Raw genomic sequence first — 21079 nt, 5'->3', positions numbered from 1 at the left:
TACGGCACGGGTCCCGGCGGCGCATCGTCCGGCCGTGGTACTCCGCCGGAAGTAGCGGACGCCTCCGCGGGCACGACGACCCGGCCATGCCTCCGGGGCGATGGTGAGGACATGGTTATCCCCGACTTCACCGGTCCTGTCCACCTGCCGGACGCCGGCGCCTACGACGAGGCCCGGCTCGCCTGGAACCGCGCGGTCGACCCGCGTCCCGCCCTGGTGGCCGAGGCCGCCGGCGAGCGCGACGTGCGGGCCGCCGTGTCCTTCGCCCGCGAGCGCGGGATGCCGCTGGCCGTCCAGGCCACCGGCCACGGCATGCTCGTGGCCAACGAGGGCGCCCTGCTGCTGAAGACCTCCCGCCTGACCGGCGTGCGCGTCGACCCTCAGCGGCGCGAGGCCACCGCGGGCGCGGGCGCGCTGTGGACCGACGTGATCGCCGCCGCCGCGCCGTACGGCCTGGCCCCGCTGTCGGGCACGCCCTGGATCGGGGTGACCGGCTACACGCTGGGCGGCGGCCTGGGCTGGCTGTCCAGGCGGTACGGCCTGGCCGCCGACAGCCTGCTGCGTGCCCGCGTCGTGACGGCCGACGGCGAGCTTCGCACCGCCGAGGACGGCGACCTGCTGTGGGCGTTGCGCGGCGGCAGCGGCAACTTCGGCGTGGTGACCGAGCTGACCTTCCGGCTGTACCCGGTCGAGCGGGTGCACGCTGGGCTGACCCTCCACCCGATCGAGCGGACCGCCGAGACGCTGGCCGTCTACCGGGACTGGGCGCTGGAGGAGCCGGACACGCTGGCCACGGGCGTGCTGCTCATGCGGATGCCGGACGGCTCGCGCGTGCTGGGAGTGCGGTCCTTCGCCGTCGAGGGCGGCGAGCGGGCGCTCGGCCCGCTGCTCGCGGCGGCGGGCGAGCCGCTGTCCGGCGGGCGGGGCGAGCAGACCTTCGCCGAGGCGAGCGCCACGCTGGCGCCCGTGCACCCGCCCATGCCGGTGCGGCACCGGTTCGAGCTGTTCCGCGAGCTGCCCGACGACCTGGTGACGCTGCTGGCCCACTCGCCGCCGGACGTCGTCGAGATCCGCCACTGGGGCGGCGCGTTCGCCCGGCCCGGCGGCCCGGCCGGTCACCGCGACGTGCCCTTCTCCATCCTCACCGCCGGCGACGTCGAGCTGCCGCACGCCACCGGCGGCTCCTTCCTCACCTTCCTGACCGACCCGGCCAGGACGGCCGACGCCTACACCGCCGCCAACCACGCCCGGCTGGTGGAGCTGAAGAAGTCCTGGGACCCCGACACCGTCTTCCGCCCGAGCCATCTGATCGGAGCATGATGTCCTTCCGTCACGTCACCCCGGTGCCGCCCAGGTCGGCGACCGGCCTGGTCGCCGAGGTCTACCGGCAGCAGGCCGCCGACACCGGGCTGCCGCGGATGCCCGCCCTCATGGTCCTGTCGCCCGTGCCCGAGCTGCTGGCGGCCACCTGGTCGCTGCTGCGGGAGGCGCTCATGGCCGGACCCGTGCCCCGCACCGACCGGGAACTGGTCGCGCTGGGCGTCTCCCTGGCCAACCGGTGCCCGTTCTGCGTGAACGCGCACGCCATGTTCCTCCACGCCACCGGCGACCACCGGCTCGCCGAGGCGGTCCTGCGCGGCGAGCGCCCGGCCGACCCCCGCCAGGCGCGGCTGCTGGACGTGGCGCTGTCGCCGGACGACCCGCCCGAGCTGGCGGGCACCGCGCTGGCCTTTCATTTCATCAACCGCATGGTGTCGGCTCTCCACACCGACGACGTCCTGCCCGGCGGGCTGCAGCGCTCGCGCGCCGTACGGGGGCTGGCCGGGCGGATGCTGTCCCGGGCGGCGGCACGGCCGCTGCCGCCCGGGGAGAGCCTGCGGCTGCTGCCCGTCACGCCGCCGTCGCCCGCGTGGGCCGGGCGCTCGCCGGTGGGGACGGCCTACGCCGCGCTCGTGGAGATCGCCGAGCGGGGCGCGGAGCTGGTCCCGCAAGCCGCCGCCGTCCGCGAGGAGATCGCCGCCTGGGACGGCACGCATCCCCCGCTCGGCAGCCCATGGCCGGCCGAGCCGGTACGGCGGCTGGCGCTGCTGGCCGCCAAGGCGCCCTACCGGATCGGCGAAGCCGACGTGGCCGCCGCCGGGCTGGACGAGGCCGGCCTGGTCGGGGTACTGGCCTTCGGCGCGGTCACGGCGACGCGCCGCCACGAGCCGCGAGGTATTCCTGCCTGACCCGGGAGCGGGACAGCTTGCCGGTCGGCGTGCGGGGCAGCGAGTCGCGGAACTCGACGATCCTGGGGTGCTTGAAGCGGGCCAGCCTCGGCTCCAGGTGCGCGCGCAGCTCCTCGGCGGTGACCGGCGCGGCGGGCTGGACGAGCGCCACCACCTTGTGGCCCCACTCCTCGTCCGGCACGCCGATGACCGCCACGTCGGCGACCGCCGGATGCTCCAGCAGGGCGGCCTCGACCTCGGCCGGATAGATGTTGACCCCGCCCGAGACGATCAGGTCGGTGCGCCGGTCGCAAAGGAACAGGTAGCCGTCCTCGTCGAGGTAGCCGATGTCGCCGGGGGCGTACCACTCGCCGCGCATGCTTGCCCGGGTCTTGGCGGGGTCCTTGCGGTACTCGAAGGAGCCGAGGGAGGACTTGACGTAGATGAGGCCGGGCTCGCCCGGCGGCAGTTCCTTGCCCTCCTCGTCGAGGATCTTCGCCTCGAAGGTGGGGGCGGGCCGGCCGACCGTGCCGGGGCGCTCCAGCCACTCCCGCGGCTTGACCGCGAAGGCGATGGTGGACTCGGTGGAGCCGTAGTACTCGTACAGCACCGGCCCCCACCAGTCCATGATCGCTTTCTTGACGGCGACCGGGCAGGCCGCGCCGGTGTGGATCACCTGCTGAAGGGAGGAGACGTCGTACCTGCTCCTGACCTCCTCCGGCAGCTGGAGCATCCGGTGGAACATCGTGGGCACCATCATCGCGTTGGTGACCTTGTGGCGGCCGATCAGCTCCAGGATCGGCTCGGGGTCGAAGCGCGGCGCGATGACCAGGGTGTGCCCGAGGTGGAGGGCGAACATGGTGTGCGCGCACGGGGCCGAGTGGTACATCGGCGAGGTGACCAGGTGGACCGCGTCGCCGGGCCGCAGGTCGCACACCTCCCCCAGGAACCAGGTGTAGAGGGGGACGATCGCCTCCGGCTCGGCGCCGGGCAGCGGCCGCTGCACGCCCTTGGGGAAGCCGGTGGTGCCGGAGGTGTACCACATGACCGCCCCGGCGGTCCTGCCCTCGGGCGCCGTGCCGGGCTGTCCCTCGGCCAGCTCGGCGGTGACGCCCTCGGTGACGACCACCTTGGCGTCGCAGTCGGCGACGATGTAGTCGATCTCCGGCTGCGTCAGGTGCCAGTTGATCGGCACGTAGTACAGGCCGATCTGGCCGGTGGCCAGCAGCATGACGACCTGCTCGACGCCGTTGCGCAGGATGCCCGCCGCCACGTCGCCGGTCCGCAGGCCGCGGGCGCGCAGGCCGCGTGAGACCTGGTTGACGCGGTGGAGCAGCCGCCCGTAGGTGGTGCGCGTGCCGTCGGCGTCGATCGCCGCGAGCCGGTCGGGGTCGGCGGCGGCGATGGCGTAGAACCCGGGCAGACTGCTGACGTCGGCGCTCATCACAGCTCCAAAAGGTCCGCGAGGCGGGTGCGGTGGACGCGGGGCGGGCCGAGCATGACCTCGTCCGCCTTGGCGCGCTTGTAGTACAGGTGGGCGTCGTGCTCCCACGTGAAGCCGATGCCGCCGTGCAGGAGCAGATGGTCGCGGGCCACCTCGAAGCAGGCCCGGCCCACGTACGCCTGGGCCAGCGCCGCGGCCTTCGGCAGCTCCCCCGGCGACTCGTCGGCCGCCCAGGCGGCGTAGCGCACGATGGACTCGGCCTGCTCCACCTGGCAGTGCATGTCGGCGAGCTTGAACTTGACGCCCTGGTAGGAGCCGATGAGGCGGCCGAAGGCGGCGCGGACCTTGGCGTAGGCGACGATGGCCTCCAGCGCGGCGCGCATCACGCCCAGCTGCTCGGCGGCCAGCGCCACGCACATCCGGTCGAGGATGCCCTCGCGCGGCCGCGGCCCGAGCACCCGGGCGCGGGCGCCGTCGAGCCGGACGCCCGCCTGGCCGCGCGTGATGTCCAGGGTGGCCAGTTCCGTACGGCTGACGCCGGGATCGTCCAGCTCGACCGCCGCCATCACGATCTCGTCGCCGGATGCCGCGGGCACGACCAGGACGTCGGCCTCCATGCCGCCCAAGACCCGCCCCAGCGTGCCGGCGATCCGGTCGCCCTCGAGCCGCACGTCCTCATCCCGCGGCGGCTGCGCCACGGTCGCGACCAGGCGGCCCTCGGCGATCGCGGTGAGCAGTTCCTTGTCCGGCACGCGCGTCAGGGCGATCGTGGCGAAGACCGTGGCGAGGAACGGGCCCGGCAGCAGCGCGGCGCCGGTCTCCTCCAGCACGACGGCCAGCTCGGCGTAGCCCGCGCCGGCTCCGCCGTACTCCTCGGGGACGATCAGCCCGGACAGGCCCAGCTCGCCGCCCAGGCGGCGGTAGACGGCCGGGTCGTAGCCCTCGCGCGGCCGGGAGTTCCCGTCGAGGAAGGACCGCACCGCCGCGCGCAGGTCCCGCTGCTCCTGGCTGAGGAGAAGGTTCACGCCTGGGTCCCCACCTTCAGGTCCTTGAAGGGCACGGTCTTGTCCACGCGAGGCTCGGGCGGCAGGCCCAGCACGCGGTCGCCGACGATGCCGCGCATGATCTCGTTGGTGCCGCCGCCCAGCGCCATGCCGGGGGCGAACGACAGCGCGAAGCCCAGCGGGTGGTCGCCGGTCACGGCCTCGGGGCCCACGAGCGAGGTCGCCAGGTCGGCCTGGAACAGGGTGAGCTCGGCGAGCAGCAGCTTGGCCGCGCTGCCCCGGGCGCCGGGGAAGATCCCGGCCTTGGTCTCCTGGGCCAGGCGCTGGTTGAACAGGTGCAGGGCCTGCGAGCGGATGTAGAGCTCGACCAGCTGGTCGCGCACGAGCGGGTCGGCGGTGTCGACGGCCTTGCGCAGCGCCTCGAACGAGGCGGGGTTCTCGCTCTGGCCGCTCATCCCCACCCCGGCGGAGATCGACAGCCGCTCGTGCAGGAGCGTGGTGACCGCGACGCTCCAGCCGTCGTTCACCCCGCCGATCCGGTCGGAGTCGGGGATCGGGACGTCGTCGAAGAAGATCTCGTTGAAGTGGGCGCGCCCGGTCATGTCGCGCAGCGGGCGGACGGTCACCCCGGGGTGCCGCATGTCGACGGCGAACATGGTCAGGCCTTTGTGCTTGGGCACCTCGACGTCGGTCCTGGCCAGCAGCAGGCCCCAGGTGGCGTACTGGGCGTTGGTGGTCCACACCTTCTGCCCGCCCACGACCCAGCCGTCGCCGTCCCGTACGGCCCGCGTCTGGACGGCGGCCACGTCGCTGCCCGCGCCGGGCTCGGAGAACAGCTGGCACCAGATCTCCTCGCCGCGCAGCAGCGGCCGGATCCACCGGCGGCGCTGCTCGTCGGTGCCGCGGTCGAGGATCGCCGGGCCGCACATGCCCAGGCCGATGGAGAAGTACGCGGTGGGCAGCCGGAAGTCGCGCGCCACCTCGGCGAAGGCTCTTTCCTCCGCCTGGGTGAGCCCTTGGCCGCCCCACTGCCCGGGCCAGCCGATTCCCGAGTATCCCGCGTCGTGGAGCCGGGCCATGAACGCCTTGGCCTCCTCGACGCCGATCACCTCGTCCGGGGCGTTCTCCTCCAGCCAGCGCCGCGCCTGAGCTCGGTATTCGTCAAGGTTCACCTGGGCTCCCAAGGTCATCAGTGCTCACTTACTCTAATGAGCCAAGAGAGACCCGTATAGAGCTCTATTCTGTGGTCTTTTGTCAGGTTTTATGACCGAATCTCCCTTAATTAGGGAAAGCCTGACCTAGTGTGATCACCTGGTTACCAGGGGGAGAAGGGTGATCACACGGTTCGGGAAGTCGGTGCGCGTACGTCTGGCACTCCTGGCCAGCATCGCCATGGCTCTGCTCTGCCTGGCCGTCGACTCGCTCGTCCTGTACGGCGTGCGCTCGGCTGCCGAGGAGTACCGGACCAACGAGACCCTCAGCGAGGCCCTGCGTGTCGTGCACCTGGTCAAGCGGGGCGACCTCGGCACCGACATCCCCACCGACGTCGAGGCCGTCCAGGTGCTCAACGCCTACGGCAAGGTCGTCGCCTCCTCGCCCAACGTGGCGGGCAGGCCGCCCATCACCACCATCCTGCCGTCCGCCGACCAGGCCAGCCGGACGATGGTCCAGTGCGACCTGGCCGCCTACCCCGGCGAGTGCATGATGGCCGCCGTCTTCCGCATCTACCAGGACGAGGGCGACTGGTACGTGTACGCGCTGGACTACGCGGTCCCCTGGTACGTCCACCCGCTCCTGATCGTGTTCATGCTCGGGCTGTCCGGGGCGCTGGTGACGGTGACCTGGTGGGGCACCTCGCGGACCGTCGCCAGGACGCTGGCCCCCGTGGACGCCATCCGCGCCAAGCTGGCCGACATCACCGCCACCGACCTCGGCCAGCGCGTGCCCGTGCCGGATACCGACGACGAGATCCGCGCGCTGGCCGAGACCGCCAACGCCACGCTGGACCGGCTGGAACAGGCGGTCGAGCAGCAACGCCGCTTCGCCTCCGACGCCTCCCACGACCTGCGCACGCCCATCACGGCGATGCGGGCCCAGGTCGAGGAGGCCATGCTGCACCCGGAGGACGCCGACTGGGAGCACACGGGCCGCGCGCTGCTGGAGAGCCTGGACCGGCTCCAGGCCATCGTCACCGACCTGCTCACGCTGGCCAGGCTCGACGCCGGGGCCCCGGTCAAGAACGAGCCCATCGACCTGGCCCGGTTCGTCGCCGAGGAGCTGGACCGCCGCAGGCCCTACAAGGCGCCCAAGGAGATCAAGCGCGACCTGCAGCCGGAGGTCCTGATCAGGGGCGACCGGCTCCAGCTGGCGCGGCTGCTGACGAACCTGCTGGACAACGCCGAGCGGCACGCCGAGTCGCAGATCACGGTCACGGTGGCGCGCTCGGGCGGCAAGGCCGTGCTGGAGGTGCTGGACGACGGCGCGGGCATCGCCCCCGACCAGCGCGAGGTCGTCTTCCGCCGCTTCACCCGGCTGGACGCCTCGCGCAACCGCGACGCCGGCGGCACGGGCCTCGGCCTGCCCATCGCCCGCGAGATCGCCCACGCCCACCACGGCACCCTGACCATCGAGGACTCCGACACCGGCGCCCGCTTCGTCCTGCGGCTGCCGCCGGCCGAGAGGTAACGAGGTGTGACACCGCTCACGCTTCCCCGCCTATTGGATTGTTCGTACAATACCAGGCGAGAGGAGCACAGCGATGACACCTGCACCAAGCTCGACAGCAGCCAGGGAAAGCGACGAGTCCGTAGCCGACAGGCGCGCCTACGAGGCGGTCATCGAACGCCTCTCCAAGGCCTCGGTCGACAAGCACTGGGAGCCCTACCGGGACATCCCCTGGGACGACCCCGACTTCCAGATCCGCCACGACGACCCCCGGTGGGAGCTGCCCGAGGTCGACAAGCTCGGCAGGCATCCCTGGTATCGCGCCCAGCCGCCCGAGGTGCGCGCGAAGATCGGGCTGTGGCGCGTGGCGACCGCGATGAAGATCGGCCTGCAGTTCGAGAACCTGCTCAAGCGCGGCCTGCTGAACTACGCCTACCGGCTGCCGAACGGCTCGCCGGAGTTCCGCTACGTCTACCACGAGACCATCGAAGAGGGACATCACGGGATGATGTTCCAGGAGTTCGTGAACCGCACGAAGCTCCCCATCCGCGGCATGCCCGGACCGCTGTCCCTCATCGCCCAGGTGACGCCCTGGATCCCGCTCATCTCCACCGAGCTGTTCTTCATCTTCGTCCTCGGCGGCGAGGACCCGATCGACCACGTCCAGCGCAAGGTTCTCAAGGACGGCCACCGCCACCACCCGCTGGAAGAGACGATCATGCGCATCCACATCGCCGAGGAGGCCCGGCACATCTCCTTCGCCCGGCACTACCTGCGCCGGCGGGTGCCGCGGATGCCGCGCCACCGCCGCTTCTTGCTCAGCCTGGCCTCCCCCGTCATCCTGGGCATCATGGCGCGCATCATGCTGGCCCCGCCAGGCTCCATGATCCGGCACTTCCGCATCCCCGACCACGTCGTCGAGGAGGTCTACCGCAAGAACCCGGCGGCCCGGCGGGAGATCCGCGAGTCGGTGGGCAAGACCAGGGAGCTGTGCGCGGAGCTGGGCCTGATGAACCCTGTCAGCCGCCGCCTGTGGGCCGCGATGGGCATCGCATGAGGACCGCCGTCGTCACCGGGGGCGCCTCCGGCATCGGCCGCGCGGTCGCCAGGGAGCTGGCGCGCCGCGGCGTGAGGGTCACCGTCGCCGACCTCAACGGCACCGACGACTCCGCGGTCGAGTCGGTCAAGCTCGACGTGACGGACGCGACCGCCGTCGCCGACCTGGTCGGCCAGGTCAGGGACCGGCACGGCCGCCTCGACTTCATGTTCAACAACGCGGGCATCGCCGTGGGCGGGGGCGCCGAGGAGCTCACCCTCGACCACTGGAACCGCACGATCGACGTCAACCTCCGCGGCGTCGTCCACGGCGTGCACGCGGCCTACCCCGTGATGATCGCCCAGGGGTTCGGCCACATCGTCAACACCGCCTCACTGGCCGGGCTGGTGCCCGCGCCGATGATGATCCCCTACACGGCCACCAAGCACGCGGTGGTCGGCCTGTCCCTGGCGCTGCGTGCCGAGGCGGCCCGGCACGGGGTGAGGGTCAGCGTGGTCTGTCCCGGCTTCACCGACACCCCGCTGCTCGACCACGCCAACCCGGGGCTGCCGCAGACCGACGCCTCCCGGAACGCCCGCCACCACGCGCTCTCCATCCAGGGCCGCCTGTACTCGGTGGACGCGCTGGCCCTGGACATCATCCGGGGCGTGGCGCGCAACAAGGCGCTCATCGTGGCCCCGGCCTCGAGCCGGCTGGCCTGGCGTGCCGTACGGCTGGCGCCGTCGGCCGCGGTGCGGGTCGCGGGCCTGGCCGCCCGGCGGCTGGGCGGGAGCGACCGATCCTGAGGCGGTCTACCCCTCGGGGTAGAAGAGGAACAGCGTGCAGCCCGTCCTCGTCTGCGGGACGTGCGAGGAACCCGCGGGCGCGTGGATGAAGGAGCCGGCCGGGTAGTCCCGCTCGCCGTCGTTGAAGACACCGGAGATCACGAAGACCTCCTCGGGACCCGGTTCGTGGACGTCGACTCCCTGCCAGCACGTGTTCGCGTCCATCTCCAGCACGGCGGCCTTCGCGCCGTTGTCCCCGGTCCACAGCAGGCGCGCGCGGATGCCCGGGAACAGCTCGCGGACCGGGGCGTCCTGGACGGTGGACCACACATAGGCGGAGGTGTTCTGTCCTGTCGTCATGGGACCAGCTTGGCGACCGGCCGCCGCCCCGCCGAGTGTCAGGAAAGACATCATGCGGTACTTTCCTGCCATGCATCGCGTCGTGGCGCTCGTCCGCCCGCCGCAGTCGACCTTCGAGCTCGCCTGCGCGGCCCAGGTGTTCGGGGTCGAGCGGCGAGGACTCCCGACGCGGTACTCCTTCGGCGTGTGCACCGAGCGCCCCGGCCCGGTCGCGACGTACGCCGGGTACGACATGGTCGTGACCCGCGGGCTGGACGCGCTCGACCGGGCGGACACCGTGGTCGTCCCGGGCTGGCTGCCCGTCACGGAGCCGCCCTCACCCGCGGTCGTCGGGGCGCTGCGCCGCGCGCACTCCCGCGGAGCGCGGGTGGTCAGCATCTGCTCCGGCGCCTTCGCGCTGGCGCACGCCGGCCTGCTGAACGGGCGGCGGGCGACCACCCACTGGGCGCTGGCCGACGAGCTCGCCGCGCGCTTCCCGCGCGTCCAGGTCGACCCGAATCCGCTGTATGTGGACCACGGCGACATCGCCACCAGCGCCGGTGCCGGGGCCGGTTTCGACCTGTGCATGCACCTGCTGCGCGGCGACCAGGGCGCCCGGTACGCCGCGCACGTCGCCCGGACCATGGTCATGCCGCCCCACCGCGAGGGCGGGCAGGCGCAGTACTCGGCGCCGCCCCACCCCGCCCAGGTCGACGGCACGCTCGCGCCGTTGCTGGAGTGGGTCACCGAGCGACTCGGCGAACCGGTGACCGTCGAGGCCATGGCCGCACGCGCGGGCGTCTCGGCGCGCACCCTCACCCGGCGGTTCGCCGACCAGCTCGGCACCAGCCCGGGGCAGTGGCTGCTCGCCCAGCGGATCGCCGCGGCCCGGGACCTCCTGGAGTCCTCCGACCTGCCCGTGGACGCCGTCGCCCGCCGCGTCGGCCTCTCCTCGGCCACCAACCTGCGCAGGCGCTTCCTCAACGCCCTCGGCACGACGCCCGGCGCCTACCGCCAGGCGTTCCAGGCCGGGCCACGGGCGGCTCAGGGCACCCGGCGGATGCGCCACACCAGCGCCGCGCCCAGCAGCACCAGCGCGGCCGAGGTGAGGAACAGCGCCGGGTAGCCGCCCAGGCCCGCCACGATGGGCCCGGCGAGCACCGGGGCGACCACCTGGGGCCCGGAGCTGGCGACGTTGATGATCCCCAGGTCCTTGGCCCGTCCCGCGGCGGCGGGCAGGACCTGGGTGACCAGCGCGTTGTCCACGGCCATGTAGACGCCGAACCCGACGCCGAGCACGCCCGCGCCCGCCATGACGAGCGGCCAGGTGGGCCAGAGGGCGAGCGCGACCGCGGGCAGGGCGCTGATCAGGCCGGAGACGGTGACGAGCGCCTTGCGGCGGCCGAGCCGGTCGGACACGACGCCCGCGGCCACGGCGGTGAGCACCACGGCGGCCGTGTAGATCAGCACGAGCTTGAGCAGGCCGTCGGCGGCCCGCTCGCCGGGGAAGAGCCGCTCGTAGCCGACGGCGTCGGTCAGGAAGTACAGCAGGTACAGCATGACCAGCGCGTTGCCCAGGTTCATGAGGAAGCGGGTGAACCAGGCCCAGAAGAAGTCCGGGTGCTCGCGGGGGCTGATCCAGAACTCGCGGAGGGCGAAGGGCTGCCGGTACGGCAGGCGCGGGTCGGGCGTGGTGAGCACGAAGGGCAGCACCAGCAGCGGGATGAGGGCCGCGACCAGGAGATACCCGGACGTCGTGGTCGTGGCCACGGCCGTCACCAGCACCACGCCCAGCACCACGCCGAGCGTCTGCGGCACGCCGATCCACCCCGACACCTCGCCGCGCTGCCGTACCGGCACGTGGTCGGGCACCCCGGCCGTCAGCGCGGCCTGCATGGCGTTGAGCGAGCCCTGCGCCAGGCACCACCCGGCGGCGATCCACACGACCGACTCCTGGACCGCGAGGAACGCCAGCGCCGCCCCGCCCAGCAGCGCCCCGGCGAGCGTCCACGGGTGCCGCCTGCCGTACCGGGAGGTGGTCCGGTCCGACAGCGCGCCCGCCACCGGGTTGCCGACCATGGCCACCAGCGCGCCCAGGCCGGTCACCCAGGCCAGCGCCTCCTCCTTCCAGCCCGGCGCGGCCGCGGCGACCTGCTCGGGCAGGAGGATCTGGAGCGGGGCCATGTAGCCCATGTACAGCGCCAGGTTGGCCAGCGCGATGCCGGCGATCCACCAGGGGCCGACGCGCCGGGTGGGCTCGGCCAGCGCGGCGGGGACGTCCAGGCTCATGGGGCCTCGCCTCAAGATCGGGGGGTGAGCGGATGCTATCCCCCGGCCGGTCGGCGCGCCACCAGCACCTCCGTCCTGATCCGCTCGACCCAGCGCCCCTCGGGGTTGGCCTCCAGCAGCGCCCGCCGTACCGCCTGGACGAAGGCGTCCAGGCGGTCGCCGAGGCGGGCGGGCGAGGAGTAGGACAGCGACAGCTGCAGGCCCGTCACGTCGTCGACGTCGCGTTCGAGGACGTCTTCGAAGGAGGCCGCCTCCAGGCGGCTGAAGGCCGACCGGGCGAGCACGTCGTGGTGGTGCTCGCCGCTGCCCTGGTAGGAGTCGGGCGAGTGGATCTCGGTCAGGCCGAACTCCTCCCGGACCCGGCGGGTGATCGGCTCCCACGCCGGCTTCCAGCCTTCGCGTCCCGGGCCGATCAGCGCCACCGCGCCGCCGGGCGGCAGCAGCTCGTCCAGGTCCGCCAGGACGGCGCGCCGGTCCATCCAGTGGAACGACCGGCCCATCACCACGTGGTCGAACGGCGGCAGCTCGCGGAGCATGGTGGAGTCGGCGCGGATCCAGTGGATCGTGCCGGTGCCGGGGTCCAGGCGCCTGCCCTCGGCGAGCATCCCCTCGTCGGGGTCGACCGCGAGCACCTCCCTGACGTACGCGGACAGCGGAATCGCGACCGTGCCGGGGCCGCAGCCGAGGTCCAGGACCCGGCTGTCGCGGCCCAGCGCGGCGGCCAGGTGCGCGATGGCGGCCTCGCCGTAGGCGTGGCGGTATTTGGCGTAGTAGGGCGCAGCCCCGCCGAAGAGGTCTGTCATAAGTGGGACCATAGACGGGTTGTGCACGGTTGAGGGGGAGGTCAACGGCTGTGCGGCGGTTGCTCGCGGTGGTCCTGCTGGCGCTGGTGTCGTGGGTTCCCGGTACGGCGTGGGCGCACGACGTGCTGGTGGACAGCGATCCCAAGGACGGGGCGCGGCTGGAGGAGCCGCCCGCGACCGTCACGCTGGTCTTCAGCGCGGCGGTGCGGCAGGGGTACGCGAAGGTGACCGTGACCGGGAGCGACGGGTCGGCGTGGGCGGACGGCGAGGCGACGGTCGGCAAGGAGCGGGTGAGCGTCAGGGTCAGGCCGCTGGTGCGGCCGGGCAAGTACGTGGTGGGGTATCGGGTGCTGTCGTCGGACGGGCATCCGGTGTCGGGCAAGGTGACGTTCACGTTCGCGGGCGGGGCGGCGAGTCCGGCGCCCTCGGCGAGCGCTCCAGCGAGCGCTCCGGCGCGTGACCAGGCGCCCGACCCGGCCGCCGAGGCGGCCGAGGCGGCGGCCAACGGGGGCGCGGGGATGGCCGTGGTGTGGATCGCCGGGGCGCTCGTGGTGCTGGGGCTGGGCACGGTGGTGGCCTTGCGGCGCTCGGGCGGCGCTCCGCAGGCCCCGGCCGCACGGGCTGAGGACCGGGAGGGATCATCCGGGGCCGCGGTGCCAGCCGTACGGGCCGAGGGCCGGGCGCCGGGGGACGGCGAGCGGGATGGGAAGGCCCGGGCGTGAGCGGGCAGGCGACGGCGGCGAAGGAGCGGGCCACCGGGCCGGCCGGGCTGGTCGTGGGCGGGTTCCTGGGCGGTGCCGTGGTGGCCGCCGTCGTGGCCAGCACGCTCAACGGGCAGGAGGCGGTGCCCGGCATCCCCATGCCCGGGACGGTGGTGGAGTACGGCCTGCCGGTCGTGCGCGCGCTGCTCGACGCGGCCGCCGTGGGCGTGGTGGGCCTGAGCGTGCTGCCCAAGCTGCTGGGCTTCGACGACCCCGGGCGCACCGAGCCGGTGATGCGCCGCGTGCGCCCGCTGGCGGTGCAGGCCGCGTGGGCGTGGGCGCTGTGCGCCCTGCTGGCGATCGTGCTCCAGACCGCCGAGCTGAACCCCGGCGGCGTCCCGACCCTCGGCATGATCGCCGCCTACGTGGACGGCGTCGGCGCCGGCCAGGGCCTGCTGTTCAGCGCCGCCTGCGCGCTGGCCGCCGCCGGCATCGGCCTCATGGCGGTCCGGTTCGGCGAGAAGGTGCCCGCCGAGCTGCGCGTCGTGGTGGCGCTGTTCGGCCTGCTGCCGATCCCCGTGACCGGCCACGCCGTCGACTCGGTCTGGCACGACCCCCTCATGATCTCCATGGAGCTGCACGTGATGGGCGCGGCGCTGTGGACCGGCGGCCTGATCGCCGTCGTGGCCTTCGCCCGCCCGCTGCTGGCCGACGTGCTGCCGAAGTTCTCCAGGCTCGCCACCCTCTGCCTGGCGCTGGTGACCCTGTCCGGCCTGGTCAGCGGCCTGGGCACGATGGCGCTCACGCCCGGCGGCGAGCTGCCCGGCGCGCTGCTGACCACCGACTACGGCGTGCTGGTGGTCGCCAAGGTGGCGCTGACGGTCGCCCTGGCCGCCCTGGCGGCCAACATCCGCTTCCGCCTGATGCGCGGGGCCGCCACCCCCGTCGTGGCGTGGGCGGCGGCCGAGGTGACCGTGATGGGCCTGGCCTACGGCGTCGCCGTGGCGATCACCCGCGCCTCGATCGGCTGATCCTCGGCGCGCAGCCCGAAGCGCGTGACGAACCACTCGCACGCCAGCCACACCGCCAGCAGCCCCGCTCCGGCGTAGACGGCCGACCCGGGCGCCAGGGGCGGCGCGCCCAGCAGCCCGGTCTGGCCCTTCAGCGTGCCGTACACCTGGCCCATGACCGCGCTCTGCACGGCCAGCACGCCGTAGACCCCGGCGGTGGCCAGCAGCGACCCCGCGACCGCCCGCGCGACGGGGTGGCGCAGCGCGAAGGCCAGGTCCACGCACAGCCCCCCGGCCAGCAGGAAGTACGGCACCGCGGACGGCGGGAAGCCGCCGGCCGTGAGCAGCGGCCAGATCAGCGTGCGGAACCCGACGTACCCGGCCGCGACCAGCGTGGCCGCGCCGAACCGGCCGATGACCATGCGCGCGACCGTCAGCACCGCCATGCCGGCGATGACCGCGTACACCGGATACAGCCAGTCGGGCACCGGCAGCGAGAAGTTGACGATCATGACACGGTCGACGGGCCGGCCCATCTGGTCGGCCGCGAAGTTCTGCAGGATCGGCTCGGCGTAGGCCACGCCGTTGTCCCACGCCCCGATGGACAGCACGCCGTACTCCTGGTGCTGCTCGGGGAAGTGGACGTTCTCCAGGAAGAAGGCGAAGAACGCGCCGAGCACGAGCTTGGACCCGCCGCCGAGGAGCCAGCCGCGGATCACGCCGGCGATCATGAAGAACGTGCCGACGTAGAGCAGGATGTGCGAGGGGCTCCAGGACGTGATGTCGAGCCCGTTGATCCGGTGGTTGATCAGGTCGAGCGGCACGGCGACCAGGAAGATCCCGGTCCCCCACTGGATGAGCCGCAGCGCCGTCCTGTCCACGCCGTACCCGGTGTAGCCGTGGATGATCGTGAGGGCCAGGGCGATGACCGTTCCGGCGGAGTTCAGCAGGTGGGGCGGGGCCAGGTCGTCGCGCAGCCACTTGAAGTGCCACGAGACGTCCCAGGCCGAGCCGAGCAGCTTGAGGCTCAGCGCCACGAGCCAGCCCAGGTACAGGACGCGGAACAGCTCGGGCGGCGTCTCGCGCCCGGCCGGGCCCCGCGTCCAGTAGGGCGAAAACCACCTGATCAGAGCTTTCACGAGGCGCTACTTTAGCGTTCCTTGACGTCCTCCCTCCTGAACGAGAGGGATTCCAGCTCCCGCCGTGGTCGGGTCTGGTGGTTCGCGGTGCACCGGCCCGCCATCGCGTAGCCCTTCCCGCGCAGCAACCGCCCGCCCGGCGGCCGTCCAGCATGCCCCGCTTGGCTATCGCGGGACGTCCCCGAGCTTAGACCATTCCATTGCAATGAGGCCCGCGGAACCGGACAACGTCTTCGACCGCCTGGCCGTGGATCAGGAGGCGGTCGTCCGCATGCACGATGGACTGGCGCCGGGCGGGCGCTGATGGACGAGGCGGTCCAGCGGCTGCGCGCCCAGGGGTTCACCGAGGTCGTGCTGTGGGTGGCGTCGGGCAACGCCCAGGGCCGCCGGTTCTACGAGCGGTACGGCTTCGCCTTCACCGGGCGCACCATGACGCACCACGACCTCGAGGTCGAGGAGTCGCTCTACCGGCTCAGCCTGACCTGAAGGTGCTTCAGGCCGTTCTGGAAGTTCGAGACCAGCCGCACCGGCTCGGCGAGCAGCTCGACCCGCCAGGCCAGCAGTTCCCTGAAGACGGCGCGCATCTGGACGCGCGCCAGGTGCGCGCCCAGGCAGAAGTGGGGGCCGAAGCCGAAGCTGACGTGGTCGTTGGGCTGCCGGGCGATGTCGAAGACGTCCGGGTCGGGGAAGACGGCCGGGTCCCGGTTGGCCGAGGCGTGGTAGACGACGACCTTGTCACCGGCCTTGATCCGCTTGCCGCCCAGCTCCAGGTCCCGCGTCGCCGTACGGCGGAAGTCCATCACCGGCGGCCAGTAGCGCAGCATCTCCTCCACCGCCGAGTCCAGCAGGTCAGGGCGGGCACGCAGCCGCTCGAACTGGTCCGGGTGCTCCAGCAGGCACAGCAGCCCGCCCGGGATGCCGTTGCGCAGGGTCTCGTTCCCGGCCACCGCGAACAGGAAGAACATGTTCTCGAACTCGGCCTCGGTGAGACCGCCGCGCAGCATCGCCGCCATCACCGACTCCTCGTCCAGGGGCGCCTGGGCCAGCGCGTGGGCGTAGGCGAACATGTCGCGCAGCGCCGCCCTCGAGCGCGGGTTCATGCCCGGCTCCAGCCTGACCCGCTGCGCGAGCGCGAGCCGCCCGATCGGGCTGAGCCCCTCGGCGGTGGACAGCCCGGCGTACTCGGGGTCCTGGTAGCCGATCACGCGCGAGGCCCAGTCGTACAGCAGCCGCCTGTCCTCCTGCGGCACGCCCATGACGTGGGCGAGCGTCCACACCGGCAGGTCGGCGGCCACCTCGACGAAGTCGCACTCCCCCGCCTCGAACAGCGTCGCCGCCCGCTCGGCGATGGTCCGCTCCAGGGCGCGTACGGCACGCGGCGTGAACGCCCCCGCGACGATGCGGCGCAGCCTGGAGTGCTCCGGCGGGTCGGTGTTGAGCATCATGCGCTGCACGAACGCCAGGTCCTGCGGCGTGTCGGGATCGCGGATCTGGGTCGCGCCCAGGTGGGAGGAGAAGTCCTCGGGCGTGCGCAGCACGTGCTTGACGTCGGCGTGCCGGAACACGCCCCAGTAGCCCGGCCCCGCCTTCCACGGGCCGACCGCGGGCTCGGGTATCCAGCAGACCGGCTCGGTGGCGCGCAACTGCGCGAACAGCTCGTACGGCACGCCGGAGGCGTAGGTGGACGGCAGGAAGACCCTCTCCACACCCATGAGCCCAGAGTGCATCATCATTACATGACGCCAGAAGAGGGGCAGGCGATACTCCGCGACCACTTCGCACCATGGATCCAGGACCTCGGCCTGAGCGTCGAGCAGGTCGGCGACCACCGCGCGGTCGTGCGGCTGCCCTGGTCGGATCGGCTGGCCAGGGAGGGCGGCGGGCTGTGCGGTCAGGCGATGATGGCCGCCGCCGACACCGCGACCGTCATCGCGATCTCCGCGGCCCGCGGCGGGTTCGTGCCCATGACGACGGTGCAGCAGTCGACCACGTTCGAGCGGCCGGTGGCGGGCAAGGACGTCGTGGTCGACGTGCGGATCACCAAGCTGGGCCGTACCCTGGCGTTCTGCGACGTGACGCTCACGGCCGACGGCGCGCCGGGACCGGCGGCCCGCGCCTCCACGGTCTACGCGCTGCTCGGCTGAGTGCTCGGCTGAGATCGTCTCAGCATCCTCTCAGCTCCGTCCCCTAGGCTCGCGGCATGAGACGAGCGGCCATGCTGGTCGTCGCGCTCGTCGTGCTCGGGGTCTCGGTGTGGCTGCTGTGGCCGTCCGCTCCCGGCGTGCGGCGTGCCGAGCAGCGCATCACGGTGGTCGACGGCCCGAAGGACGATCAGCGGGTCGAGATCGACACCACCTTCTTCGCGCCCGAGGGCGGCGGCCGGGTCCCGGCCGTGCTGCTCGCCCACGGGTTCGGCGGGTCCAAGGACAGCGTGCGGGCCGAGGCGCTGCGGCTGGCGCGTGACGGCTACGCCGTCCTGACCTGGTCGGCCCGGGGCTTCGGCCGTTCGACCGGGCAGATCACCCTCAACTCGCCCGACTACGACGTCAAGGACGTCAAGCAGCTCATCGACTGGCTGGCCCGGCGGCCCGAGGTGCTGCTCGACGCGCAGGGCGACCCGCGCGTCGGCATGGTGGGCGGCTCGTACGGCGGGGCCATCGCGCTGATGACCGCCGCCCACGACGCCCGCGTCGACGCGATCGTGCCGCAGATCACCTGGCACGACCTGGCCGACGCCCTCTTCCCCGACGCCGCAGGGCAGGGGCCGGAAACCGGGGTGTTCAAGCGCGGCTGGGCCGGGTTCTTCTTCGGCCGCGGCGGCGTGGTGCAAAACGGCCTGCAGGCCTTCTCGGCCCGCCCCGGCCGGCCGCTGTCGCCCGAGGAGGCGCGCTGCGGCCGCTTCCTGCCCGAGATCTGCGACGTTTACCAGACGATCGGCGCCACCGGCCGGGCCACCCCGGAGGCGGTGGCGCTGCTGCGCCGCTCCAGCCCGGTCTCGGTGCAGGGCAGGATCAAGGCGCCCACCCTGCTCATCCAGGGGCAGCGCGACTCGCTGTTCACCCTCGCCCAGGCCGACGCCAACGCCAGGGCGGTCGCCGGGCCGGTCCGGGTGATGTGGTTCGACGGCGGGCACGACGGCGGCAACGGCGAGGCCGACTGGCTCTACGAGCAGAGCAAGGCCTGGCTCGACCGGTGGCTGCGCCGCGAGGAGCCCGCGGCGGCGGAGGCGTTCACGATCACCAGGGACGGCGGACGCGACCCCGGCACCCGGCAGCGGATCCGGCTCCACCCCTCGGCGCGGGCCTACCCGGGGCTGGCCGGGACCGCGACGACGGCGGTGCCGCTGTCCGGGCCGGAGCAGAACATCGTCAACCCGCCGGGCGGCGCGCCGGCCTCGATCTCGACCCTGCCGGGCGTGGGCGCGGCGCTCAGCCAGGGCAACGTGAGCCTGTCGCTCGACATGCCCGGCCAGACGGCCGTCTTCGAGTCGGCGCCGCTGTCCCGGCCGCTGCAGCTGACCGGGAGCCCCGCGGTCCGGCTGCGGGTGTCCGGCTCGGGCGAGGTCACGCTGTTCGCCAAGCTCTACGACGTCGCCGACTCGATGCAGCCGCCGAACCTGCCGTCGGGGCTCGTCGCGCCGCTGCGGGTGCGGATCCCCGAGGGCGCGGGCAGCGCCGAGGTCGCCGTCACGCTTCCGGCGGTCGACCACCTGTTCGCCGTGGGCCACCGGCTGCGGCTGGCGGTGACGACCACGGACATGGGGTACGCCACGCCGGACGAGCCCGCGACCTACCGGGTGGCGCTGGCCTCCCCTGCGATGTCGGTGCCCACGGTCGCGGCCCTGACCGCCGGCCCGGCGGGCATCGCGTGGTGGACGTGGGCGATGCCGCTGGCCGCCGTCGCCGTGGCCGCGCTCCTGCTGGCCACCGGCCGCGTCCGGCCCCGCCGTACCCCGGCCTCCCCCCTCGTCCCCGTGCCCCGGCGGACTCCGGGGGCGGCGGGAGGGGACGCCGGCGAGGCCCCGCACCCGCTCGTCATCACCGGCCTCACCAAGGCCTACCGCAACGGCGAGAAGGCGGTCGACGACCTGTCCTTCCACGTCGAGCAGGGCCAGGTCCTCGGCCTGCTGGGACCCAACGGCGCGGGCAAGACCACGACGATGCGGATGATGATGGGCCTCATCCACCCCGACGCCGGGGAGATCAGCATCTTCGGCGAGCCCGTCACCCCCGGCGCCCCGGTCCTGTCGCGCCTGGGCTGCTTCGTGGAGGGCCCCGGCTTCCTGCCGCACCTGTCCGGGCGGGACAACCTGGAGCTGTACTGGGCCGCGACCGGCCGTCCCGCCGAGGAGTCGCACATGGACGAGGCCCTGGAGATCGCGGCCCTCGGCACGGCCGTCGAGCGCCCCGTGCGCACCTACTCCCAGGGCATGCGCCAGCGCCTGGCGATCGCCCAGGCGATGCTCGGCCTGCCGGACCTGCTGGTCCTCGACGAGCCCACCAACGGCCTGGACCCGCCCCAGATCAGGGAGATGCGCGAGGTGCTCAAGCGCTACGCGCGGGACGGGCGCACGGTGATCGTCTCCAGCCACCTGCTGGCCGAGGTGGAGCAGACCTGCAGCCACGTCGTGGTCATGCACCGGGGCCGGCTGGTCTCGCAGGGCCCGGTGAGCCGCCTGCTGGCCTCGTCTGACGGGCCCTCTTCCAACGGGCACGGCCCGCGCCTGGAGGACGTGTTCCTGGACCTCATCGGGGAGCAACGATGACCTACGTCGCCGGCCGTACCCTGCCGCTGCGGGTGGAGATCGTCAGGCAGTTCAAGCGGCGCCGCACGATGGTGATGTTCGGCCTGCTGCTCGCGCTGCCCTGGATCCTGGTGATCGCCTTCAAGGTGGGGCCCCAGTCGAACAACCCGCAGGGCAACAGCCTGCGCATCTCCGACCTGGCCACGGCCGGCGGCCTGAACTTCGCGGCCTTCGCCCTGTCGGTGTCGGCGAGCTTCCTGCTGGTCGTGGCGGTGGCGTTGTTCTGCGGCGACACCGTGGCCAGCGAGGCGAACTGGTCGTCGCTGCGCTACCTGCTGGCCGCACCGGTGCCGCGCGACCGGCTGCTGCGCCAGAAGCTGATCGTCGCGCTCGGCTACTCGGCGGCCGCGGTGATCAGCCTGCCGCTGATGGCGCTGGCGGCCGGGACGCTGGCCTTCGGCTGGTCCGACATCCAGGTGCCGGGCACGGGCGAGACCATCCCGGCGCTGGACGTGCTGCCCCGCTTCGGCATCGTCATCGGCTACGCCCTGGTCAGCCAGCTGGTGGTGGCGGCGCTGGCGTTCCTGCTGTCCACGGTCACCGACTCGCCGCTAGGCGCGGTCGGCGGCGCGGTGGGGCTGTGGATCGTCAGCACGATCCTGCAGGCGGTGGAGGCGCTGGGGACGCTGCGCGAGTTCTTGCCCACCTTCTGGAACACCGCCTGGCTCGACGCCCTCGCGCCGGAGCTCGACTTCGGCGGCATGGCCAAGGGCGCGTCGATCTCGGTGACCTACGCGGCGATCCTCATCGCCGTCGCCTTCCGCCGCTTCCGCCGCAAGGACGTCGTCTCCTAGCGGTGTCTTAACCCCAGTGGGGCGGCCTGTTGTCCAGGTGGAAGGCGACGGAGTCGTCCT

20 protein-coding genes are annotated in these 21079 nt (G+C 73.0%); 12 read left to right on the top strand and 8 right to left on the bottom strand.

All coding sequences use genetic code 11. The annotated features are described in order from the left end of the window. The first annotated feature begins 111 nt into the window (after positions 1-111). Both BSB02_RS06240 and BSB02_RS06235 read left to right on the top strand, forming a co-directional pair. Entirely contained in the window at positions 112-1320 is a 1209-nt protein-coding gene (locus BSB02_RS06240; RefSeq protein ID WP_240506224.1) for an FAD-binding oxidoreductase, read from the top strand. Continuing rightward, a complete protein-coding gene (locus BSB02_RS06235; protein WP_143590308.1) occupies positions 1317-2228 on the top strand; it encodes a carboxymuconolactone decarboxylase family protein in 912 nt (303 codons plus the stop codon). The genes BSB02_RS06240 and BSB02_RS06235 overlap by 4 nt, the downstream gene beginning before the upstream one ends. Here BSB02_RS06235 and BSB02_RS06230 read toward each other — a convergent pair. The 3 genes from BSB02_RS06230 to BSB02_RS06220 are packed head-to-tail and all read right to left on the bottom strand — an operon-like array spanning position 2185 to position 5827. Beyond that, positions 2185-3651 (bottom strand): AMP-binding protein, encoded by a 1467-nt coding sequence (locus BSB02_RS06230; protein WP_084957723.1) that lies wholly within the window; start codon positions 3649-3651, stop codon positions 2185-2187. The genes BSB02_RS06235 and BSB02_RS06230 overlap by 44 nt on opposite strands. Then, entirely contained in the window at positions 3651-4676 is a 1026-nt protein-coding gene (locus BSB02_RS06225) for an acyl-CoA dehydrogenase family protein (RefSeq protein WP_084957722.1), read from the bottom strand. Before BSB02_RS06225 ends, BSB02_RS06230 begins: the two co-directional genes overlap by 1 nt. After that, complete coding sequence (locus BSB02_RS06220) at positions 4673-5827, bottom strand: acyl-CoA dehydrogenase family protein (protein WP_240506223.1); 1155 nt, start codon at positions 5825-5827, stop codon at positions 4673-4675. The genes BSB02_RS06225 and BSB02_RS06220 overlap by 4 nt, the downstream gene beginning before the upstream one ends. Before the next feature lie 160 nt (positions 5828-5987). Between BSB02_RS06220 and BSB02_RS06215 the strand changes: the two genes are divergently transcribed. The 3 genes from BSB02_RS06215 to BSB02_RS06205 all read left to right on the top strand — a co-directional run bounded on the left by BSB02_RS06215 (position 5988) and on the right by BSB02_RS06205 (position 9161). Next, a complete protein-coding gene (locus BSB02_RS06215; RefSeq protein ID WP_240506222.1) occupies positions 5988-7340 on the top strand; it encodes a sensor histidine kinase in 1353 nt (450 codons plus the stop codon). Positions 7341-7413: 73 nt separating this feature from the next. Then, on the top strand, positions 7414-8376 hold the full coding sequence (locus BSB02_RS06210) for an AurF N-oxygenase family protein (protein ID WP_084957720.1): 963 nt from the start codon (positions 7414-7416) through the stop codon (positions 8374-8376). Then, positions 8373-9161 carry an SDR family NAD(P)-dependent oxidoreductase gene (locus BSB02_RS06205; RefSeq protein ID WP_084957719.1) on the top strand — a complete coding sequence of 263 codons (789 nt, stop codon included), beginning with the start codon at positions 8373-8375 and terminating at the stop codon, positions 9159-9161. The genes BSB02_RS06210 and BSB02_RS06205 overlap by 4 nt, the downstream gene beginning before the upstream one ends. Positions 9162-9167: 6 nt before the next feature. Here the strand turns inward: BSB02_RS06205 and BSB02_RS06200 are convergent, their stop codons facing one another. Next, entirely contained in the window at positions 9168-9500 is a 333-nt protein-coding gene (locus BSB02_RS06200; protein ID WP_206184537.1) for a cupin domain-containing protein, read from the bottom strand. Between the two features lie 70 nt (positions 9501-9570). Here BSB02_RS06200 and BSB02_RS06195 point away from each other — a divergent pair, with 70 nt between their 5' ends. Further along, a complete protein-coding gene (locus BSB02_RS06195) occupies positions 9571-10605 on the top strand; it encodes a GlxA family transcriptional regulator (protein WP_084957717.1) in 1035 nt (344 codons plus the stop codon). Here BSB02_RS06195 and BSB02_RS06190 read toward each other — a convergent pair. Both BSB02_RS06190 and BSB02_RS06185 read right to left on the bottom strand, forming a co-directional pair. Continuing rightward, the gene (locus BSB02_RS06190) at positions 10524-11768 is read right to left on the bottom strand and encodes an MFS transporter (protein WP_084957716.1); all 1245 of its coding nucleotides are present in this window, start codon (positions 11766-11768) and stop codon (positions 10524-10526) included. The two genes, BSB02_RS06195 and BSB02_RS06190, sit on opposite strands and share 82 nt — an antisense overlap. Positions 11769-11803: 35 nt before the next feature. Next, the gene (locus BSB02_RS06185; protein WP_158088569.1) at positions 11804-12571 is read right to left on the bottom strand and encodes a class I SAM-dependent methyltransferase; all 768 of its coding nucleotides are present in this window, start codon (positions 12569-12571) and stop codon (positions 11804-11806) included. A 50-nt stretch (positions 12572-12621) separates the two neighbouring features. Between BSB02_RS06185 and BSB02_RS42905 the strand changes: the two genes are divergently transcribed. Then, a complete protein-coding gene (locus BSB02_RS42905) occupies positions 12622-13293 on the top strand; it encodes a copper resistance CopC family protein (RefSeq protein ID WP_084957714.1) in 672 nt (223 codons plus the stop codon). Continuing rightward, positions 13290-14303 carry a copper resistance D family protein gene (locus BSB02_RS06175; RefSeq protein WP_084957713.1) on the top strand — a complete coding sequence of 338 codons (1014 nt, stop codon included), beginning with the start codon at positions 13290-13292 and terminating at the stop codon, positions 14301-14303. The genes BSB02_RS42905 and BSB02_RS06175 overlap by 4 nt, the downstream gene beginning before the upstream one ends. On the opposite strand, the gene BSB02_RS06170 is transcribed toward BSB02_RS06175, so the two are convergent. Continuing rightward, a complete protein-coding gene (locus tag BSB02_RS06170; protein ID WP_084957712.1) occupies positions 14261-15421 on the bottom strand; it encodes a hypothetical protein in 1161 nt (386 codons plus the stop codon). The genes BSB02_RS06175 and BSB02_RS06170 overlap by 43 nt on opposite strands. Positions 15422-15724: 303 nt before the next feature. On the opposite strand from BSB02_RS06170, the gene BSB02_RS06165 reads away from it, so the two are divergent. After that, positions 15725-15907 carry a GNAT family N-acetyltransferase gene (locus tag BSB02_RS06165; RefSeq protein ID WP_084957711.1) on the top strand — a complete coding sequence of 61 codons (183 nt, stop codon included), beginning with the start codon at positions 15725-15727 and terminating at the stop codon, positions 15905-15907. Here BSB02_RS06165 and BSB02_RS06160 read toward each other — a convergent pair. Continuing rightward, on the bottom strand, positions 15886-17133 hold the full coding sequence (locus tag BSB02_RS06160) for a cytochrome P450 (protein ID WP_084957710.1): 1248 nt from the start codon (positions 17131-17133) through the stop codon (positions 15886-15888). The genes BSB02_RS06165 and BSB02_RS06160 overlap by 22 nt on opposite strands. 24 nt (positions 17134-17157) lie before the next feature. Between BSB02_RS06160 and BSB02_RS06155 the strand changes: the two genes are divergently transcribed. From BSB02_RS06155 to BSB02_RS06145, 3 genes are read left to right on the top strand one after another with little or no spacing between them, the layout of a single operon-like run. Next, complete coding sequence (locus BSB02_RS06155; RefSeq protein ID WP_084957709.1) at positions 17158-17565, top strand: PaaI family thioesterase; 408 nt, start codon at positions 17158-17160, stop codon at positions 17563-17565. A 56-nt stretch (positions 17566-17621) separates the two neighbouring features. Then, complete coding sequence (locus tag BSB02_RS06150; protein WP_084957708.1) at positions 17622-20186, top strand: alpha/beta fold hydrolase; 2565 nt, start codon at positions 17622-17624, stop codon at positions 20184-20186. Next, positions 20183-21019, top strand: a complete 837-nt coding sequence (locus BSB02_RS06145; RefSeq protein WP_084957707.1) for an ABC transporter permease — start codon at positions 20183-20185, stop codon at positions 21017-21019. The genes BSB02_RS06150 and BSB02_RS06145 overlap by 4 nt, the downstream gene beginning before the upstream one ends. Positions 21020-21079 lie beyond the last annotated feature (60 nt).

Source organism: Thermoactinospora rubra, assembly GCF_002093975.1.
Lineage (GTDB): Bacteria > Actinomycetota > Actinomycetes > Streptosporangiales > Streptosporangiaceae > Nonomuraea > Nonomuraea rubra_A.
The sequence above is the reverse complement of the archived record's forward strand: the minus strand, read 5'-3'. Positions and strand labels throughout refer to the sequence as shown.

Bases quoted from the DNA above. Each gene is read 5' to 3' on its own strand.
- BSB02_RS06200 (WP_206184537.1), bottom strand. From the start codon at position 9,500: ATGACGACAGGACAGAACACCTCCGCCTATGTGTGGTCCACCGTCCAG.
- BSB02_RS06185 (WP_158088569.1), bottom strand. From the start codon at position 12,571: ATGACAGACCTCTTCGGCGGGGCTGCGCCCTACTACGCCAAATACCGC.
- BSB02_RS06195 (WP_084957717.1), top strand. From the start codon at position 9,571: ATGCATCGCGTCGTGGCGCTCGTCCGCCCGCCGCAGTCGACCTTCGAG.
- BSB02_RS06190 (WP_084957716.1), bottom strand. From the start codon at position 11,768: ATGAGCCTGGACGTCCCCGCCGCGCTGGCCGAGCCCACCCGGCGCGTC.
- BSB02_RS06205 (WP_084957719.1), top strand. From the start codon at position 8,373: ATGAGGACCGCCGTCGTCACCGGGGGCGCCTCCGGCATCGGCCGCGCG.
- BSB02_RS06150 (WP_084957708.1), top strand. From the start codon at position 17,622: ATGAGACGAGCGGCCATGCTGGTCGTCGCGCTCGTCGTGCTCGGGGTC.
- BSB02_RS06145 (WP_084957707.1), top strand. From the start codon at position 20,183: ATGACCTACGTCGCCGGCCGTACCCTGCCGCTGCGGGTGGAGATCGTC.
- BSB02_RS06230 (WP_084957723.1), bottom strand. From the start codon at position 3,651: ATGAGCGCCGACGTCAGCAGTCTGCCCGGGTTCTACGCCATCGCCGCC.
- BSB02_RS06210 (WP_084957720.1), top strand. From the start codon at position 7,414: ATGACACCTGCACCAAGCTCGACAGCAGCCAGGGAAAGCGACGAGTCC.
- BSB02_RS06160 (WP_084957710.1), bottom strand. From the start codon at position 17,133: ATGGGTGTGGAGAGGGTCTTCCTGCCGTCCACCTACGCCTCCGGCGTG.
- BSB02_RS06235 (WP_143590308.1), top strand. From the start codon at position 1,317: ATGATGTCCTTCCGTCACGTCACCCCGGTGCCGCCCAGGTCGGCGACC.
- BSB02_RS06165 (WP_084957711.1), top strand. From the start codon at position 15,725: ATGGACGAGGCGGTCCAGCGGCTGCGCGCCCAGGGGTTCACCGAGGTC.
- BSB02_RS06155 (WP_084957709.1), top strand. From the start codon at position 17,158: ATGACGCCAGAAGAGGGGCAGGCGATACTCCGCGACCACTTCGCACCA.
- BSB02_RS06240 (WP_240506224.1), top strand. From the start codon at position 112: ATGGTTATCCCCGACTTCACCGGTCCTGTCCACCTGCCGGACGCCGGC.